Origin of the sequence: Pseudoflavonifractor intestinihominis (assembly GCF_040096055.1) — a bacterium.
Classification (GTDB): domain Bacteria; phylum Bacillota; class Clostridia; order Oscillospirales; family Oscillospiraceae; genus Pseudoflavonifractor; species Pseudoflavonifractor intestinihominis.
The window spans coordinates 1-16,528 of record NZ_JBBMFK010000044.1 but is presented as its reverse complement, the minus strand read 5'-3'; the positions used below and the strand labels follow the sequence as shown (position 1 = coordinate 16,528).

19 protein-coding genes and 5 tRNA genes are annotated in these 16,528 nt (G+C 60.5%); 21 read left to right on the top strand and 3 right to left on the bottom strand.

Annotated features, from left to right (window positions below; all coding sequences use genetic code 11):
- Nucleotides 1-272: hypothetical protein (locus WMO64_RS16770; RefSeq protein ID WP_349232729.1), on the top strand; the 272-nt coding region annotated here is incomplete at its 5' end.
- A 138-nt stretch (nucleotides 273-410) separates the two neighbouring features.
- Here the strand turns inward: WMO64_RS16770 and WMO64_RS16765 are convergent.
- Entirely contained in the window at nucleotides 411-1,010 is a 600-nt protein-coding gene (locus tag WMO64_RS16765) for a carbohydrate-binding family 9-like protein (RefSeq protein ID WP_349232728.1), read from the bottom strand.
- A gap of 262 nt (nucleotides 1,011-1,272) precedes the next feature.
- Between WMO64_RS16765 and WMO64_RS16760 the strand changes: the two genes are divergently transcribed.
- Nucleotides 1,273-1,632 carry a CidA/LrgA family protein gene (locus WMO64_RS16760; protein WP_349232727.1) on the top strand — a complete coding sequence of 120 codons (360 nt, stop codon included), beginning with the start codon at nucleotides 1,273-1,275 and terminating at the stop codon, nucleotides 1,630-1,632.
- Nucleotides 1,632-2,312, top strand: a complete 681-nt coding sequence (locus tag WMO64_RS16755) for an LrgB family protein (RefSeq protein WP_349232730.1) — start codon at nucleotides 1,632-1,634, stop codon at nucleotides 2,310-2,312. Before WMO64_RS16760 ends, WMO64_RS16755 begins: the two co-directional genes overlap by 1 nt.
- A gap of 59 nt (nucleotides 2,313-2,371) precedes the next feature.
- Here WMO64_RS16755 and WMO64_RS16750 read toward each other — a convergent pair whose 3' ends face one another.
- The gene (locus WMO64_RS16750; protein WP_349232726.1) at nucleotides 2,372-4,189 is read right to left on the bottom strand and encodes a family 10 glycosylhydrolase; all 1,818 of its coding nucleotides are present in this window, start codon (nucleotides 4,187-4,189) and stop codon (nucleotides 2,372-2,374) included.
- Nucleotides 4,190-4,474: 285 nt separating this feature from the next.
- Between WMO64_RS16750 and WMO64_RS16745 the strand changes: the two genes are divergently transcribed.
- The 18 genes from WMO64_RS16745 to WMO64_RS16660 all read left to right on the top strand — a co-directional run bounded on the left by WMO64_RS16745 (nucleotide 4,475) and on the right by WMO64_RS16660 (nucleotide 16,236).
- The gene (locus WMO64_RS16745; RefSeq protein ID WP_349232725.1) at nucleotides 4,475-5,227 is read left to right on the top strand and encodes a DeoR/GlpR family DNA-binding transcription regulator; all 753 of its coding nucleotides are present in this window, start codon (nucleotides 4,475-4,477) and stop codon (nucleotides 5,225-5,227) included.
- Nucleotides 5,224-6,132 carry a 1-phosphofructokinase gene (gene pfkB / locus WMO64_RS16740; RefSeq protein WP_349232724.1) on the top strand — a complete coding sequence of 303 codons (909 nt, stop codon included), beginning with the start codon at nucleotides 5,224-5,226 and terminating at the stop codon, nucleotides 6,130-6,132. Before WMO64_RS16745 ends, pfkB begins: the two co-directional genes overlap by 4 nt.
- Before the next feature lie 62 nt (nucleotides 6,133-6,194).
- Complete coding sequence (locus WMO64_RS16735) at nucleotides 6,195-6,653, top strand: PTS sugar transporter subunit IIA (protein WP_349232723.1); 459 nt, start codon at nucleotides 6,195-6,197, stop codon at nucleotides 6,651-6,653.
- 41 nt (nucleotides 6,654-6,694) lie between these two features.
- Complete coding sequence (locus tag WMO64_RS16730) at nucleotides 6,695-8,614, top strand: PTS fructose transporter subunit IIABC (protein WP_353963981.1); 1,920 nt, start codon at nucleotides 6,695-6,697, stop codon at nucleotides 8,612-8,614.
- 50 nt (nucleotides 8,615-8,664) lie between these two features.
- A complete protein-coding gene (locus WMO64_RS16725) occupies nucleotides 8,665-8,931 on the top strand; it encodes an HPr family phosphocarrier protein (RefSeq protein WP_349232721.1) in 267 nt (88 codons plus the stop codon).
- Between the two features lie 56 nt (nucleotides 8,932-8,987).
- On the top strand, nucleotides 8,988-10,694 hold the full coding sequence (ptsP, locus tag WMO64_RS16720; protein ID WP_349232720.1) for a phosphoenolpyruvate--protein phosphotransferase: 1,707 nt from the start codon (nucleotides 8,988-8,990) through the stop codon (nucleotides 10,692-10,694).
- Between the two features lie 28 nt (nucleotides 10,695-10,722).
- Nucleotides 10,723-11,073: an arsenate reductase family protein gene (locus WMO64_RS16715; protein WP_349232719.1), complete on the top strand. Its 351-nt coding sequence runs from the start codon at nucleotides 10,723-10,725 to the stop codon at nucleotides 11,071-11,073.
- Nucleotides 11,074-11,185: 112 nt separating this feature from the next.
- Complete coding sequence (locus WMO64_RS16710; RefSeq protein WP_349232718.1) at nucleotides 11,186-11,743, top strand: RNA polymerase sigma factor; 558 nt, start codon at nucleotides 11,186-11,188, stop codon at nucleotides 11,741-11,743.
- Nucleotides 11,740-13,107, top strand: a complete 1,368-nt coding sequence (locus tag WMO64_RS16705; RefSeq protein ID WP_349232717.1) for a hypothetical protein — start codon at nucleotides 11,740-11,742, stop codon at nucleotides 13,105-13,107. Before WMO64_RS16710 ends, WMO64_RS16705 begins: the two co-directional genes overlap by 4 nt.
- 35 nt (nucleotides 13,108-13,142) lie before the next feature.
- On the top strand, nucleotides 13,143-13,772 hold the full coding sequence (locus WMO64_RS16700; RefSeq protein WP_349232716.1) for a hypothetical protein: 630 nt from the start codon (nucleotides 13,143-13,145) through the stop codon (nucleotides 13,770-13,772).
- Nucleotides 13,773-13,910: 138 nt separating this feature from the next.
- Nucleotides 13,911-13,984: transfer RNA gene (locus tag WMO64_RS16695), tRNA-Gly, on the top strand.
- Nucleotides 13,985-13,987: 3 nt separating this feature from the next.
- A tRNA-Arg gene (locus WMO64_RS16690) sits at nucleotides 13,988-14,064 on the top strand.
- Between the two features lie 24 nt (nucleotides 14,065-14,088).
- Nucleotides 14,089-14,164, top strand: a tRNA-His gene (locus tag WMO64_RS16685).
- 66 nt (nucleotides 14,165-14,230) lie between these two features.
- Nucleotides 14,231-14,305 (top strand) — tRNA-Gln (locus WMO64_RS16680).
- Nucleotides 14,306-14,314: 9 nt separating this feature from the next.
- A tRNA-Lys gene (locus tag WMO64_RS16675) sits at nucleotides 14,315-14,390 on the top strand.
- 441 nt (nucleotides 14,391-14,831) lie between these two features.
- Nucleotides 14,832-15,257, top strand: a complete 426-nt coding sequence (locus WMO64_RS16670; protein WP_349232715.1) for a hypothetical protein — start codon at nucleotides 14,832-14,834, stop codon at nucleotides 15,255-15,257.
- A gap of 18 nt (nucleotides 15,258-15,275) precedes the next feature.
- Nucleotides 15,276-15,869: a DUF6575 domain-containing protein gene (locus WMO64_RS16665; RefSeq protein ID WP_349232714.1), complete on the top strand. Its 594-nt coding sequence runs from the start codon at nucleotides 15,276-15,278 to the stop codon at nucleotides 15,867-15,869.
- Between the two features lie 13 nt (nucleotides 15,870-15,882).
- On the top strand, nucleotides 15,883-16,236 hold the full coding sequence (locus tag WMO64_RS16660) for a hypothetical protein (RefSeq protein WP_349232713.1): 354 nt from the start codon (nucleotides 15,883-15,885) through the stop codon (nucleotides 16,234-16,236).
- Nucleotides 16,237-16,306: 70 nt separating this feature from the next.
- Here WMO64_RS16660 and WMO64_RS16655 read toward each other — a convergent pair whose 3' ends face one another.
- On the bottom strand, nucleotides 16,307-16,492 hold the full coding sequence (locus tag WMO64_RS16655; protein ID WP_349232712.1) for a hypothetical protein: 186 nt from the start codon (nucleotides 16,490-16,492) through the stop codon (nucleotides 16,307-16,309).
- Nucleotides 16,493-16,528: the final 36 nt, after the last annotated feature.

Sequence of the window (16,528 nt, the reverse complement as noted above, 5' to 3'; positions counted from 1 at the left end):
ACATGAAATCTGGTGCTGAAGGTGCTCACTTTTTTGGGGCCCTTTTGCTCACATTTTCGTTTGACAAACACAGCTTTAATATGGTATTTTCAGATCGGGAAATTCATAATCGCCTTGCCGGGTATATGTGCTGCTTGTTTCTTCAAATAATTATTTTTTCATTTTGTGCTTTTCTTTTTATTTTTGGTATCATTATTTTAAGAGGAAACCGGTCTGTTTACCAGTGTGCGTCCCTGTCTGTATTCTTGTGTTTTTTATCAAATCCGTTATGAACATTCGTACCATCAAGAAAAGTCTTGAACCCCAAGGGTTTCAGGACTTTTCTTTTTTTGTTTTTCCACCCAGCGGCCACGCCGCCCAGCAAAAAATAAAACAGAGGGGGCTGCGCCGCGCAGTCCCCTCTGTTTAGTTTACAGCAGCTCCAGCGCGCCGAAAAACTGGGGCGCGTGGAAATTGGGCTCCGGCAGGTCCACCGGGCACCAGCTCAGGAAGTGGGGCTGGGGCGTCTCGTCCCCGCACTTATAGAAGTTGGCGTACAGCCTCCCTCCGGGGACCAGCTCCAGGCCCCACAGGCCCCGAAGCGTCTCCGCGGCGATCTCCAGCCGGATCTCCCACCGGTCGCTGTCCACCCGGCAGCGGAGCACAGGCCGGGGCAGACCGCTCTCCGCCAGATTCTGCCGTATATACCGCTCGCTGCCGGCGGAGCAGAGCAGGGTGCCGATACTGTTGCACTCCAGATTCATGTAGCTCCCCTGCCGCGCCGGGGCCAGGAAGGCCTCCAGGCAGCTGTCAAACCACACCCTTCCGTCCTGCTCCCGGCAGCGGGCCAGAGGCTCCGCCTCACGGCACTCCATACGGATATACAGCGCCTTTCCCGGCTGATAGGCGCATTGAAAGGTGGTCTCCGGGGTGTATGTGGTCCCCCAGCAGGGACAGGCCACCTGTCCCGCCGGAATGGAAGCCCAGTCCGGCTCCCCCTGGGTCCGTACAACGCTGTACTTTTTCTCCATTGTCCTGCTCCTTCTCCCCGTCTCCGGGCGGCTGCTGTAATTTCGCCGGCCCGGCGGCGCGGCGTCAGCCTCCATAATGCGGGTCGATTATATCACGCTTCCGCCTATCCCGAAAGAGTCCGGCCGGCTTTTGCACATTCTGTATAATTCACAGGGAAAAACCGCCTCCAATCTTGGTTTGACAAACGCTTTCAAAGGTTCTAGAATCAAAAGCCGGATTCCGCCGGTAAGCGGAAGTATACACTACCCGGAGGCGAACGCCGTGAAAATCATCTGTCAGATCGCCATCATCTTCACCATCTGCTGGATCAGCCAGATTGTGGAGGCCATTCTCCCCTTCCCCTTTCCCGCCAGCGTCATCGGCATGGTGCTGCTGCTCATCCTGCTGCTGGTACGGGTGCTGAAGGTGGACCACATCCGCGAGAAGTCCGACTTTCTGCTGTCCAACATGGCCTTTTTCTTCATCCCCGCCGGGGTGAGCATCATCAATTACTTTGACATTCTGGCCAGCAATCTGATCCCTCTGCTGATCATCTGCTTTGTGAGCACCCTGCTCACCTTTGCCGTCACGGCCTACGCCGTGCGCCTGACCAGACATCTCATGAATCGGAGGAAGAAATGATGGCTGAACTCTTTGCCTCTCCCTTTTTCGGCATCTCGCTGAGCGTCATCGCCTTCTGGATCGGCGTCAGCATCCAGAAAAAGACCGGCCTGGTGCTGTGCAACCCCCTGCTCATCGCCATTGTGCTGGTGTCCGCCGTGCTGCTGGTATGCCGCATCCCCTATGAGTCCTACAACGTGGGCGGCACCATCATCAACATGTTCCTGGCCCCCGCCACCGCCTGCCTGGCCGTGTCCATCTACACCCAGATCAACCTGCTCAAGGAGAACTGGCTGCCCATTGTGGTGGGCTGCACCGCCGGCTCCATCACCTCCATGGGCAGCATCTATATCATGTGCCGCCTCTTCCGGCTGGACGAGGCCGTCTCCGCCTCCCTGATCCCCAAGTCGGTGACCACCCCCATCGCCGTCAGTATCTCCCAGAGCCTGGGCGGCATCCAGGCCATCACTGTGGTGGCCGTCATCCTCACCGGCATTCTGGGCAGCATTTTTGCCCCTGTGCTCATCAAGCTCTTCCGGGTCAAGGACCCGGTGGCCGCTGGTCTGGCCATCGGCGCCTGCTCCCACGCCGTGGGCACCTCCAAGGCCCTGGAGCTGGGCGAAACCGAGGGCGCCATGAGCGGCCTGGCCATCGGCATCTGCGGTATTCTCACCGTCATCTTCTCCCTGGTCCTGATGTGATCCCACCACAGAAAAGCGGTACGTCAACGCTGTGTTGACGTACCGCTTTTTTATGCCTGTTATGCCTTCTGCACGTCCATGGCCCGGAGGAGCATGGCGGCCGCGCTGCCCCGGTCCACCCCCTCGCCGGGGGCAAAGGTGCCGTCCGGCTTGCCGGTGATGATGCCCAGCTCAGTGGCCTTGGCGATGTAGTAAAAGTCCCCCGTCACATCGGGATACACGGTGCTGGTGACGGTGCCGTCGTCCTCATACCCCAGTGACCGGACCAGGAGCTTGACCACCTCCGCCCGGGGCATAGGGTCCGCAGGAAAAAAACCGTCCGGATAGTCCTCCTGTTCCAGGTAGCCCTGGCCGTACAGCACGCCGATGTATCCCTCGGCCCAGGTGCCCGCCGTGCCCACAAAGGGGCTGTCCACGCCGCCGGAGGGCAGGAACTTGCCGTTGAGGTAGGGCATGGCCCCCCACACCAGCTTGCACATGGAGGCCCGGTCCACCTGCTCGTCCGGGGAGAAGGTGCCGTCCGGCTTGCCGGTGACCACCCCCATGGCCCCCAGGACCCCGTAGTACTGGGCGGCCCAGTGGGTCTGTTCCTCCTGGGGGAGGCGGGACAAAAATGCCGCCGTCTCTGCCGCCAGGGGGTCGTCCATGGGCTGGCTATACCAGGTCTCGTAGAGCCTCTTCAGGTTGGAATTGACCGCCAGGAACTTGTAGCGGAAGTGGACCTCGCCGGACACCCCCAGCTCCCGGTTCAGGGTCAGCTGTTCGGTGATGGCGTCCAGGCCGTTCCAGGGGGAGCCCTCCTTGCCGTCGTCGGCCTGATAGTCCGCCATGCCGATGTACAGCTTTACGCCGGTGCCCTTCACCGTGTCGCTCCACCAGCGGGCGATGGTCTCATAGTCCATGGTGGGGTGGCCGATGTACCAGTAGATCTGGGGACATATGTAGTCCACCCAGCCCTCCTGCACCCACTTGCGGCTGTCGGCGTAGGCGGCGTAGTAGCTCTCGTAGTTGCCGGTGGTGGCGGAGCCGGCGCTCTGGTGGGTGCTGTCCGCCCACACGCCGGAGGGGGACACACCGAAGGACAGCTCCGGGTCCAGGGCGTGGAGCCGCTCATCCAGCCCCTGGATCAGCTGGTTGACGTTGTCCCGCCGCCAGTCGCCGATGTTGCTGAAGCTCCCGCCGTACTGCTGGAAGGCGGCCTCGTCGTTGAAGCTGCGGCTGGGGTAGAAGTAGTCGTCCAGGTGGACGCCGTCCACGTCGTAGTTGCGCACCAGCTCCTCGGCGCCCTGGATCACCAGCTCCCGCACCTCGGGCAGCCCCGGGTTCAGGTAGTAGTTGCCCTCGCACTCCACCACCCACTCGGGGTGCTGTACCGCGGGGGACTTGGCGTCCAGAGCGGCCAGCTCGCTCTCGCCGCTCTTGGTGATGCGGAAGGGGTTGATCCAGGCGTGGAGCTCCAGCCCCAGGGCGTGGGCCCGCTCCACCCAGTAGGCCAGGGGGTCAAAGTTGTCCCCGGGGGCCAGGCCGGAGGCCCCGGTCAGGTACTTGCTCCATGGGAACAACTCCGAGGGGTAGAGGGCATCCCCGGACGGGCGGACCTGGAGAATCACCGCGTTCATGCCCATATCCACGCAGTTCTCCAGAATTTCATCCGCCTGGGCCTTGAGGGCGTCGGCGTCGGTGGTGGCGGCGTTGGGGTAGTCCAGGTTGTACACCGTAGCCACCCATACGGCCCGGAAGTCATCCCGGGCGGCGCTGGGGGCATTGGCCGCCTGGACCTCCCGCTGGCCGCCGGCAGTGGCGCCGCAGCCCGCCGGCAGGGCCAGCAGCAGCGCCGCGGCGGCCAGCAGCGCCGCCAATCTCCGTTTCAGATTCATTGGGTTTCTCTCCCTTTCCGGTCAGATTTGTCTCCTCCGCCGCTGTGGGGCGGAGGCGGTATATGGCTCTCATTATATCATATCTTCCGTGAAAAAGTAGACATAATTTCCTGGAAAGTGACAACCCTTTTCCCCCTTCTCGTTTTTTCCAATCAGGACCGCGCTTTCCTTTGATTATTTGTTGAAAAATTTTGATTTTATTTGATTGAAACTGCTTGACACTTTTTAGAAGTGGTGCTATATTCTCCTCAGAAATAATAAAAAAGCACAAAAAGGAGCCGTAACATGCTGACACAGGAGCGATATCAGCAGATTCTTCAAATGCTTGCCCGGAAGCGGACCGTGACCGTAGCCGAACTTACTCAGACCCTAGGCGCCTCGGAGGCCACCATCCGCCGGGACCTGAATGCGCTCCACGAGATGGGCCGGCTCAACAAGGTCCATGGCGGCGCCACCGCCCTGTCCTCTCCCTTTGCCACGTCGGAGGCCGACGTCCGTACCAAGTCCGCACTCAACGTGGAAGAGAAAGTCCTCATCGGGCGGTACGCCGCGACGCTGATCGAGGATGATGATTTTGTCTACATTGACGCAGGCAGCACCACGGAAAAGCTGGTGGAGGCCATCGGCGAGAGCCGGGCCACCTTTGTCACCAACGGCATCGCCCACGCCCAGCACCTGGCCCGGAAGGGCCTGAAGTCCTACATCCTGGGCGGCGAGCTCAAACCGGCCACCGAAGCGGTGGTGGGCGCCGTGGCCGCCCGGAACCTGCAGAAATACAACTTTACCAAGTGCTTTATGGGGGCCAACGGCATCTCCGCCAAGGCCGGCTTCACCACGCCGGACGCGGAGGAGGGCATGCTCAAGAGCGAGGCCTTCAGCCGGTCCTATATGGCCTATGTGCTGGCCGACCACACCAAGTTCGACTGGGTCTCCCCGGTCAGCTTCGCCCCCATCGACAAGGCCTGCATCATCACCGACCACCTGCCCGATGAAAGTTACCGCTCCTTTACCATCATAGAGGAGGTTTCCCATATATGATCTATACCGTTACCTTCAATCCCGCTTTGGATTACGCAGTCTATCTGGATACGCTGGAGATGGGGGCCCTCAACCGCACCAAGAGCGAAGAGCTCCGCTGCGGAGGAAAGGGCATCAACGTCTCCGTCGTGCTGCGCAACCTGGGCATGGAGACCAGAGCCCTGGGCTTCCTGGCCGGATTTACCGGTCAGTGCATCGCCTTCTGGCTGGAGCAGATGTCCGTTCAGAGCGATTTCATCATGCTCCCCGCCGGCATGAGCCGCATCAATATCAAGCTGAAAACCGGCGTGGAGACCGAGATCAACGGCCAGGGGCCCGACATCCCGCCCCAGGCCCTGGATGAGCTCTTTGCCAAGCTGGACCGCATCGGCGATGGGGACACTCTGGTCCTGGCGGGCAGCATCCCCGCCTCTCTGCCTGTTGATATATATGAGCGCATCCTCTCCCGGCTGTCCGGCCGCGGCATTCGCTGCGTGGTGGACGCCTCCGGCGACCTGCTGCTCAACGTGCTCCAATACCACCCCTTCCTCATCAAGCCCAACCAGCATGAGCTCTCCGAGCTGTGCGGCGTGTCCCTCACCTCCGGCGACCTGGCCGGAATCAAAGCCTGCGCCTCTCAGCTCCAGGAGCAGGGCGCCCGCAATGTGCTGGTCTCCCTGGGCCCGGACGGCGCCCTCCTCCTCACGGAGGACGGCAAGTTCCTCCACCAGGAGGCCGCCGCCGGTACGGTGCGCAACTCCGTGGGCGCCGGCGACTCCATGGTGGCCGGCTTCCTCACCGGGCTGCACCTGACGGGCAGCTACCGGGAGGCCCTGCGGATGGGCGCCGCAGCCGGCGCCGCCACCGCCTTCTCCGACCACCTGGCCACCCGCCGGGAGGTGGAGCAGCTCCTCAACACCCTGTAACCCCAGGCTATGCCCCTGTCCATATCACAACCACATTTTATTGCAAAGAAAGGATGATTATCATGCGTATCACTGATCTGCTGACCGAGGACGGCATTCTCATCGGCGCCGCCGCCACCACCAAGGAGGAGGCTATCACCATGCTGGTCTCCGGCCCCGAGCGCTTCGGCTGTGTCACTGACCCCGTCCGGTGCCGCGCCGACGTGCTGGCCCGTGAGAGCCTGGGCACCACCGCCCTGTCCCACGGCGTGGCCGTGCCCCACGCCAAGAGCCGCGGCGTGAAGGAGCGCGGCGTCACCGTTATGACCGTGCCCAACGGCATCGACTTCGGCGCTGTGGACGGCCCCTCCCGCCTGATCTTCCTGCTGGTGGGTCCCGAGAACGACCCCGGCGCCTACCTGGAGATGCTCTCCAGCCTGCTCCAGGTGCTGATGAAGAACCCCGGCCTGGCCGAGAAGCTGGCCGACTCCAAGTCCTCCGCCGAGTTCCTCCAGCTCCTGCGGGACGCCGAGTCCAAGTAAGCTGACATTTTCTCCACGTCTGGACGGAAAGGATGAGAGCATTGCGTATCACCGACCTTCTTCAGGAACAGGGTATTCTGCTGGGCGCCGCGCCGGCGGACAAAGCCGCCGCTGTGGAGCTGCTGATCTCTCTCCAGTCTGTCCAGGGCAATCTCTCCAATCCCGCCCAGTTCCGGGAGGCCCTGCTGGAGCGTGAGTCCCAGAGTCCCACCGCCATCGGCTCCGGCATCGCCGTGCCCCACGCCAGAAGCGCCTCCGTCCTGCGCCCCGGGCTCTCCGCCATGACGGTGCCCGGCGGCGTGGACTGGGGCGCCCCGGACGGCAGCCCCTCCTGCCTGATCTTCCTCATCGCCGCCCCCGAGGGGGAGGACGGCCTCCATCTGGAGCTTCTGGCCCGGCTGATGCGTCTGCTGATGCGGGAGGAGTTCCGGGCGCAGCTGATGGCGGCGGCCACCCCCGCCGCCTTTCGCGCTGCCATCGACCAGGCGGAGCGGACGGAGTTCCCCGAGGATTTCCCCTCCCACGCCGGCCATGACATCCCCCGGGTACTGGCGGTCACCGCCTGCCCCACCGGCATCGCCCACACCTATATGGCCGCCGAGGCCCTGGAACAGGCGGCGCGGTCCATGGGCTGTCCCATCCAGGTGGAGACCAACGGCGCCGCCGGCGCCGCCCGGGTGCTCACGCCGGAGGAGATCGCCACCTGCGCCGGCATCATCGTGGCCGCCGACCGGGAGATCGATATGGCCCGGTTCGACGGCCGTCCGGTGCTGCGGGTGCCCGTGTCCGCCGGGATCAGCCGCCCGGCCGAGCTGATCCAGGAGGTGCTGGACGGCAAGGCGCCGGTGTACCACCACAAGGAAACCTCCGTCCCGCCGTCCCGCCCCATTCAGGGCGGAGAGAGCCTGTGCCACACCATCTACAAGCAGCTGATGAACGGCGTGAGCCATATGCTGCCCTTCGTCATCGCCGGCGGCATCTTTATCGCCATCTCCTTCCTGCTGGACGACCCCGCTTTGGGCTACAGCACCTTCGGCACCAACACCCAGCTGGCCGCCTGGTTCAACACCGTGGGCAACACCGCCTTCCACTTCATGCTGCCGGTGCTGTCGGCCTATATCGCCGTGGCCATCGCCGACCGCCCCGGTCTGATGACCGGCTTTGTGGGCGGCGCGCTGGCTGCCTCCGGCTATACCTTCCCCTTCCTCTCGTCCGAGCCCGTATCCGCCGGATTCCTGGGGGCCCTGGTGGCCGGCTTTGCCGCCGGATACCTGATGCGTCTGCTCCAGCGGCTGCTCTCCGGCCTGCCCACCCCGTTGGAGGGCCTCAAGCCCGTCCTGCTCTATCCCCTGGCGGGCCTGCTGCTGACCGGGCTCTTTATGTGCGCCGTCAACCCCTTTGTGGGCATAATCAACACCGCTCTGGACGGCACCCTGGACACCATGGGCGAGGGCAGCAGGATCGCTCTGGGCATCGCCGTGGCCGCCATGATGGCTGTGGACATGGGCGGCCCCGTCAACAAGGCCGCCTATGTATTCGCCACCTCCACCCTGGCCGCCGCCATGCCCGCCGTGGGCACCAGCATCATGGCCTGCGCCATGGTGGGCGGCATGGTACCGCCCCTGGCCATCGCCCTGTGCTGCACCTTCTTCCCCAGCCGGTTCTATCCCGCGGAGCGCAGGTCCGGTCTGGTCAACTATATCATGGGCCTGTGCTTTATCACCGAGGGCGTCATCCCCTTTGCCGCATCCGACCCCGCCCGGGTCATCCCCGCCTGCGTCACCGGCTCCGCCCTGGCCGGAGGGCTGGTCGCCTTCTTCAACTGCACCCTCCCCGCCCCCCACGGCGGTATCTTCGTCTTCCCTGTCATCCGGAACGTGCCGGGTTACCTCGTCGCCCTGGCCGCCGGTTCCCTGGCCGGTATGCTGGTGCTGGCCCTGCTCCGGAAAAAGCGGGCTTGACCTTGCGTCAGACCCCGACGAGTCATATTTTTGTTTTGGAGGTTATCATTATGGTCAGCGAGCAGCTCACTGTTGTCAACAAGGCCGGGTTCCATATGCGTCCCGCCAATATCTTTGTCCAGGCTATGACCAAGTTCCAGTCCAATATCACCATCGTCTTCAACGGCCGCGACATCGACGGCAAGAGCATCATGAACGTGATGGCCGCCTGCATGAAGCAGGGCGCTGAGATCGAGATCCGCTGCGACGGCCCCGACGAGGTGGAGATGCTCCGCACCGCCGCCGACCTGGTGCGCTCCGGCCTGGGCGAGGAGTAAATCGCCCCTTTCCGTCCTTGATTCTGCCGTCAGGCGGCACTGGAGGTTCAAATATTATGAAGTGTGAGGGAATTCCCGCGTCCGGCGGCATCGGCATCGGCACTGCCGTGCTGGTGGCCGAGCCCGACCTGGGGTACGGGGACGTGGTATTCTCCGGCGTGGAGGCGGAAAAGGCCCGTCTGGCCGGCGCCGTGGCCGTCTTCATCCGGGAGACCTCCGCCATGGCCGAGTCCCTGCGGGCCCAGCTGGGGGATAAACAGGCCGAGATCCTGTCCGGCCAGGTGATGATGGTCTCCGACCCCTACATGACCAGCCAGATGAACGCCACCATTGAAAACGGCGTGTGCGCCGAAGCCGCCGTGGACAGCGTGTGCGGCATGTATGTGGAGCTGTTCTCCTCCATGGAGGACGAGCTGATGCGCCAGCGGGCGCTGGATGTGGAGGACCTGCGCCGCCGCCTGCTGTCCATCCTGCTGGGCCGTCCCCGGGTGGAGCTGAACCAGATCCCCCCTGACTCCGTGCTGGTGGTCCGGGATTTCACGCCCTCCATGACCGCCGGACTCCGGCGGGAGAACGTGGCCGCCATTGTCACCGAGAACGGGGGCACCACCTCCCACTCGGCCATTCTGGCCCGCACCATGTCCATGCCCGCCGTGCTCTCGGTCCCCAATATTACCGAGATCCTCTCCGGCGGTGAGACCCTGGTGGTGGACGGCAGCGCCGGAACTGTCCTCGTCAACCCGGATGAGGACGTCCTCCGGGACTGCCGCGCCCGCCAGGGGGAAGAGCAGGCCCGCCAAGCCGACCTGCTCCGCTTCCGCACCCGCCCCACCCACACCGCTGACGGAGAGCCTGTGTCCCTGTGCTGCAACATCACCAGCCCCAGAGACGTGCCCAACGTGCTGGAGCACACCGGTGAGGGCGTGGGCCTGTTCCGCACCGAGTTCCTCTTCATGAACCGCTCCACGCCCCCCAACGAGGAGGAGCAGTTCCGCATCTATCAGGACGCCGCCCGGCGGCTGGAGGGCCGGGAGATCATCATCCGCACCCTGGACATCGGCGGCGACAAGGAGATCGCCTGCCTGGACATGGAGCGGGAGGAGAACCCCTTCCTGGGCTTCCGGGCCATCCGGTACTGCCTGAGCCGTCCCGACCTCTTCAAGACCCAGCTGTCCGCTATCCTCCGGGCCTCCGCCTACGGCAGCATCCGCATCCTGCTCCCCTTTGTCTCCTGCGTGGACGAGGTCCGGTCCGCCCGGGTACTGCTGGAGGAGACCAAGTGCCGTCTGGCCCAGGAGGGCGTGCCCTTCAACAAGGATATCCCCCTGGGCGTCATGGTGGAGACGCCCGCCGCCGTCTTTCTGGCGGACAAGCTGGCCCGTGAGGCCGACTTCTTCTCCATCGGTACCAATGACCTGACCCAGTACACCCTGGCCGCCGACCGGGGTAACAACCGGGTCTCCTACCTCTGCTCCTACTTCCAGCCCGCCCTGCTGCGGGCGGTCCATACGGCCGTGTCCCAGGCCAAGCGGGCCGGTATTCTGGTGGGCATGTGCGGCGAGGCCGCCGGAGACCCCCTCATGACTCCCCTGCTGCTGGCCTTCGGGCTGGACGAATTCTCCGTCTCTCCCGCCGCCGTGCTGCCCATCCGGCAGGCCATCTCCCGCTGGACCAGGGAGGAGGCCAGGGCCCTGGCCGACCAGGTCATGGGCCTGTCCACCGCCGACGAGGTGCGGGCCTGCCTGAAGGCCAACGTCCGCTGAACCACACCGTGATACAGGAGGTTTTCCCATGCTCTTTGTCTGCTACCCCAAGTGCTCCACCTGCCGCAAGGCCCAGGCCTGGCTGGACAGCCACGGCTTTGCATACACCCTCCGGGATATCAAGGAGGACCGCCCCTCCCGGGAGGAGCTGGCCCAGTGGCACGGCCGCAGCGGCCTGCCCCTGCGCAAGTTCTTCAACACCAGCGGACAGCTCTACAAGTCCCTGGCCCTGAAGGACCGCCTGCCCGGTATGACCGAGGACGAGCAGCTGGACCTGCTCTCCTCCGACGGGATGCTGGTCAAGCGCCCCATCCTGGTGACCGAAACGGCCGTCCTGGTCGGCTTCCGGGAGGCCGACTGGACCGCCGCCCTGCTCTGATCTCTCTCCGCCTGCCGGAATCGCTCCGGCAGGCGGATTTTTTTGTAACCATCCCCGCCCCTTTGACGACTATACAGGTGAAAGGACCTTTCAGACGGAAGGAGGAACCGCCGTGGAGGACAGCCGGATTGTGGCGCTGTACTGGGCAAGAAATGAGGAGGCCATCGCGGAGACAGACCGGAAATACGGCGGCTACTGCCGCACCATCGCCATGAATATTCTCTCCGACTTTGGAGACGCGGAGGAGTGTGTAAACGACACCTGGCTCCAGGCCTGGAACGCCATTCCCCCCCACCGGCCCACGGTCCTCTCCGCCTTCCTGGGGGCCATCACCCGACGGCTCAGCCTGGACCGCTGGCGCAGAAACACCCGGAAAAAGCGGGGCGGCGGCCAGGTGCCGCTGGCTCTGGAGGAGCTGTCCCAGTGCGTCTCTGCCTCTGATGAGCCGGAGGAGGCCGCCCAGCTGGCCGAGCTGACCCGCACCCTGGAGGCCTTTCTGAAGGGGCTATCCAGCCGGGACCGGGACCTGTTTCTCTGCCGGTACTGGTATCTGGCCTCCATCCGGGAGATTGCCCAGGCCTTCCGGCTCCCCGAGAGCCGGGTCAAGGTCATCCTCTTCCGCACACGAAACAAGCTGAAAGACCATCTGGAACAGGAGGGATTTCTTTGACGCCTGATATGCTTCTGGACGCCCTTGGAGACCTGGACCCCGCTCTGCTCGCCGGCGCTCAGGCCCGGTTCATGCCTGGTGAACAAACTCCCGCAAAACGGCGGGGCGGCCTCCGTCTCCGCCTTCTGGCCGCGGCCGCCGCTGCTGCGGTGCTGCTGGGCGCTCTGGCCGCCGCCATGGCGGGCAATGTGGAGTTCCGTACCACCGTCTTCTCCTTCCTCCATTTCTCCGCCCCGGAGCAGGTCCCGCCGGCAGGCGGCGCTCCCTCCGGCACACAGCTGGGGGACGCCGTCCAGGTCCAGTACCTGCCGCTCTCCCTGGAGGACTGGCAGACCGGCGACGCGGCGCTGTGGCAGGCGGAGCGGAGCCAGGACGGCGCGGTGAAGTCTGTCCGCTTCGCCGCCCTGGAGGGCAACGCGCTCCAGGATATCCCGTCGGAGGTCACCTCCTTCCGCTTTTCCGACAGCGCCGGGACGCTGACCGGCCAGGTCTTCTGGTGCGTGAGAAACGGCGGTCTGACCGCAGTGGGCGAGGGTTCACTTCTCGACGGGGAAGGCCGCTGGGAGGTTCAGGCCATTCCCGGGCGCAGTGATGCCGTGGCTCTACTGCTCCGTGGCGGCCTGCTGCGGAGCTTTGACTTCCGTGTGCTGCTGCTGGATCTGGACACCGGGGAGAGCCGTCTGCTGGCGGTGCCGGACACCCTCACCGGTATCACAGACTTCTCCCTCACCTCCGACCTGCGTCACGCCCTGCTGACGGGCCATGTCGAGGGCGAGACCGGACAGCACCCTTACCTGCTGGACCTGGAGACGGACACGCTGACTTCGCTGGAGGAGACGCTTGGCACCGCTTTGGACCGGGCCGTCTTTCTTGACAGCGGCACCCTGCTGCTTACCGGCGGCGAGGAGAGCTGCTCCGCCTGGGTATGGGACCTGTCCACCGGAGCAGTAGAGCAGACCGCCAATTCTCTTCCCCGCTATGACAGCGCAGGCGGCCGGGGTGTGCTGGACCTGGGCGGCCGGTACGCCCTGGAGATGGACGAGGACGGTCAGATCGCTGTCCTGGACTGGAAAACCGGCGCCCGCTCTTCTCCCATCGAGGGCTTCTCCTTGGCACCCGGCACCCGTTTTCTCCTCTCCCCCAGCGGAGACCGCGCCTGCTGCTTCCTGCCAAGCGAGGAGGACGGCAGTCTGGACGTAACCCAGCTTGGGGTTCTGGACTTTACCGCCGGCCGTTTTATCCTCTTTGACCGCGTGGAGACGGAGCAGAACCTGGAGCGCTCCCTGGGCTGGCTGGATGACAGCCGGGTATTTATCTCGGCCCAAGGGGCGGATTCCGGCCTGTTTCTCTATACGTTTCGTTGATTTCATATGATATATTACAAAAAGGAGGGCTTCTCATGAGGTTTTCCCGTATTCTCTGTTTCCTGCTGGCCCTGCTGATGACCCTTGGTCTGGTGGGCTGTGCCTCTCCCAGGGACAATTCCACCCCTCCGCCTTCGGTGGGTGGGGACAGTCTGGAGCTGGCGTCGGCTTGGCTGTCAGACACCTACGGCCAGGACTGTGTGCTCCTGCAGAGTGCCGCATACGGGGATGAGCTTGTCCTGCTGGCCGGCAATCGGAACCCCGATACCGAGGCCTTCGGCTCTCTGGAGGTCTTTGTGCTGGAGAAAGGTGAGGACGGATTCGTCCTGCTGGCCTCCAAGGAGGGGGACATGGGAATCTCCGCCGGGTTCTCCGCCGCGGTATTGGCCACCGATAGCATCACCGTCCTCTTCGGCGACTTGACCGACAGCATCTTTGATTTTGTCAGCGGCCAGCGCTTTCCCGCCGACTTTACCCAGGTGACCGTTGAGCTGCGGGACGGCGGCACGCTGGACCTCCCCCTCACCAGCGAGGAGGACTATGTCTTTCCGCTGGAGCCCGGGCTTGACATCGCCGACGTGGTATTCCACGGCGGTGAACTTACGGTGCGCTACTCCGATTTCTTCGGTCAGGACCTGATGGAGTCCTCTGCCCCTGACGCGTAGTCCGCGCCTGTTTTCTCCTCGTCTCCCCTGCTATCGGAGGCGAGGAGAAAATTTTTCATTTTTTCTCGCAAAAGCATTGACAGCCAGGGTTGTCCGTGTTATTATATCAAGGCTGACATTCAGTTTGTCGTGTCCCATGCGGGTGTAGTTCAATGGTAGAATCCCAGCCTTCCAAGCTGGTCGCGTGGGTTCGATTCCCATCACCCGCTCCATACGCGCCTGTAGCTCAGGTGGATAGAGCAACTGCCTTCTAAGCAGTGGGTCAGGGGTTCGAGTCCCTTCAGGCGTGCCATTTTACTATGTTTTCTTCCATATGGTGGGTGTAGTTCAGTTGGTAGAGCATCGGATTGTGGTTCCGAGTGTCGCGGGTTCGAGTCCCGTCACCCACCCCATATAGTCTCAAGGCGGAAGGCCCGGAGCGTCCGCTCCGGGCCTTCCCTTTTTTGAACCTGCGATACTGGGGTGTAGCCAAGTGGTAAGGCACGGGACTTTGACTCCCGCACTCGCTGGTTCGAGTCCAGCCATCCCAGCCAATTTTATACGACCTAGTAGCTCAGTTGGTAGAGCAACGCCCTTTTAAGGCGAAGGTCCGGGGTTCGAGTCCCCGCTGGGTCACCAAACCGCTATCCATTGAGCAGCAATGGATAGCGGTTTTTTCATTGTCCCCCAATGGATTGCGGTTTTTGTGATTTGCATTCATTGTCTAAATAATAAAGATTGTATTATCGTTTTGAACGCCGAATTTACACACGGATTACACACGGAGCCACTGCCAGATAGGCAGTTGCTACGTACTTTATTCGTTCTTATTCTCTGTCTGGACGGTGTTGTCATCTGCCGGCCCCCACGAGAAAGATATAGCATTTTTAATAACTTAAAATTGTAGTGTATACTTCTAGAAATGAATTCAAAATATACACAGCGACTTATAGGCGACTATTCTTTATTATAGCGAGATTGACTTTTTTGGCAAATTGCATTATGATCTATATGGTATAAAATAGTATGTTCTGGGTAGAATTTGCCACTAGAAGTACTGGCTGATTGGAATGATATGGAATGAATTTTGATAATATTGCTTCCAAGTTTCCAAAAGGTTTTCCTGTCGAAAAACTACCTAGCGGAGCTAAGGAAGAATCCATAGAGGTCTATAGAATTTGTAGAACTGGCCATGTAGAGGCGGCATCGTTTTTACCTACATACTTAGATGAACTTGCCCACACCAAGGAAAATGAAGATGCCCCATTCGATATAGGTAACTATTCTCTATCCACATACTCGAAAGAATACGATGCAAGAAAAAAGCTGAAATTTTTTCGTGGAAAACAGCCCTGTGCAATTGTGGCAAAGGGAACTACCGATCCTAGTTGTGGAATAGTTCAACGGACCAAGGAACGCACCGGGACCAAAAGTTCTCATATCGATTGGTGGTTATATGAAGGCGCCCTTCCTCATACATATTTTAAAGAAGAGCCGCTACTGTAATATTAGAAAGGTGTTATAATGAGAATCCCAAATCCGTATTTTGAAAACGTTCCTGTTTATGGAAATCTGGTAATGGATGAGATCCTTGTCGATTATGTATACCCTCTGCTTTCCGTTTTAAAGGATAAATCCGGGCATCGATATCTATGCATGTGCTTTGATACGCGTGGTGCTCAGCAGTGGATCGTAGCCCCCATATCCTCATCTAAATTGATAGCTCTTCTTAAAAATAAGCTCACCCTGTATGATGCTTTTAGACTTTGTGAGAAAATAGTTATCCTTGCGGTTAGAAATTACGAGACTCGAACTGATTCTTTCCAACAACTCTCTCCTGATGACATCCCGGAAGAGGATTTACCTCCCATCGGAGAATACTTAGACGCAGAAGATGATGAGTGGGATGCATACATTGAGACAATAAATGCTGATTCAGATCCTTGGGATAAGTCTCTTGAAAGTGATACGTTTTATTCCAGTTCTCTCACATATAAAATTGCGGGCTATATTCTTTTGGGTATTTCTCAGAACTATCAGGACGTTCACAACCAAAAATTCTCTAAGGCATCATTTGAAACTGAAACAACTGAAAAAATACTGTGCCCTGTATATTAAATAGGTGAACAACATGATCAAAGAAGTTAATTGTCTGAAATTTGTTTATGAATGTCTTGGCTCCAAAAGTGAAATAAAGCTTGAAAGCGAGCTTCAATTCACTGTACAGGTCCCTAGAAATGAATCATTATTGGAGAGAGCAATTCTGGTTATTTTCCGTGCTCATGGTGATGATGACAAGTTTAAATTGGAATGCATATGCCGGGTCGTTTTCTCGTTCGCCACTTCAGCAGAGGTTATTGAAGGAAAAGAATTTCTTGAGTTATATCGCAATGACGCATATGATGCCATGAAAGATCTGACGAATAACTGTTTAAGCTCTTTGAAGCAAAATAAATTGAACTTTCCAGAGCTAGAATTTACTTAAGTTATTTTATTTTGCCTTCTCTTTAACATGCAAGAGGCCCCGCCGGAATGTTCCGGCGGGGCCTCTCGCTTTATTCGTTCTTATTCTCCGTCTGGACGGTGTCGCCATCTTCCGGCACCACTTTATTACCAGCCTCGTCCACCGCCGTCTTGGCGGCGGCCAGGCCCTTGAGCAGGATGTCCGGCACGTCCACACCCAGGGCCACCATGTTCTCCAGATAAGGTAGAATAAGTTTCGCAAAAAGAAAAAGAGACATGGTTTGCAGATCTCTGGTAGAATGAAGTCGCGACAC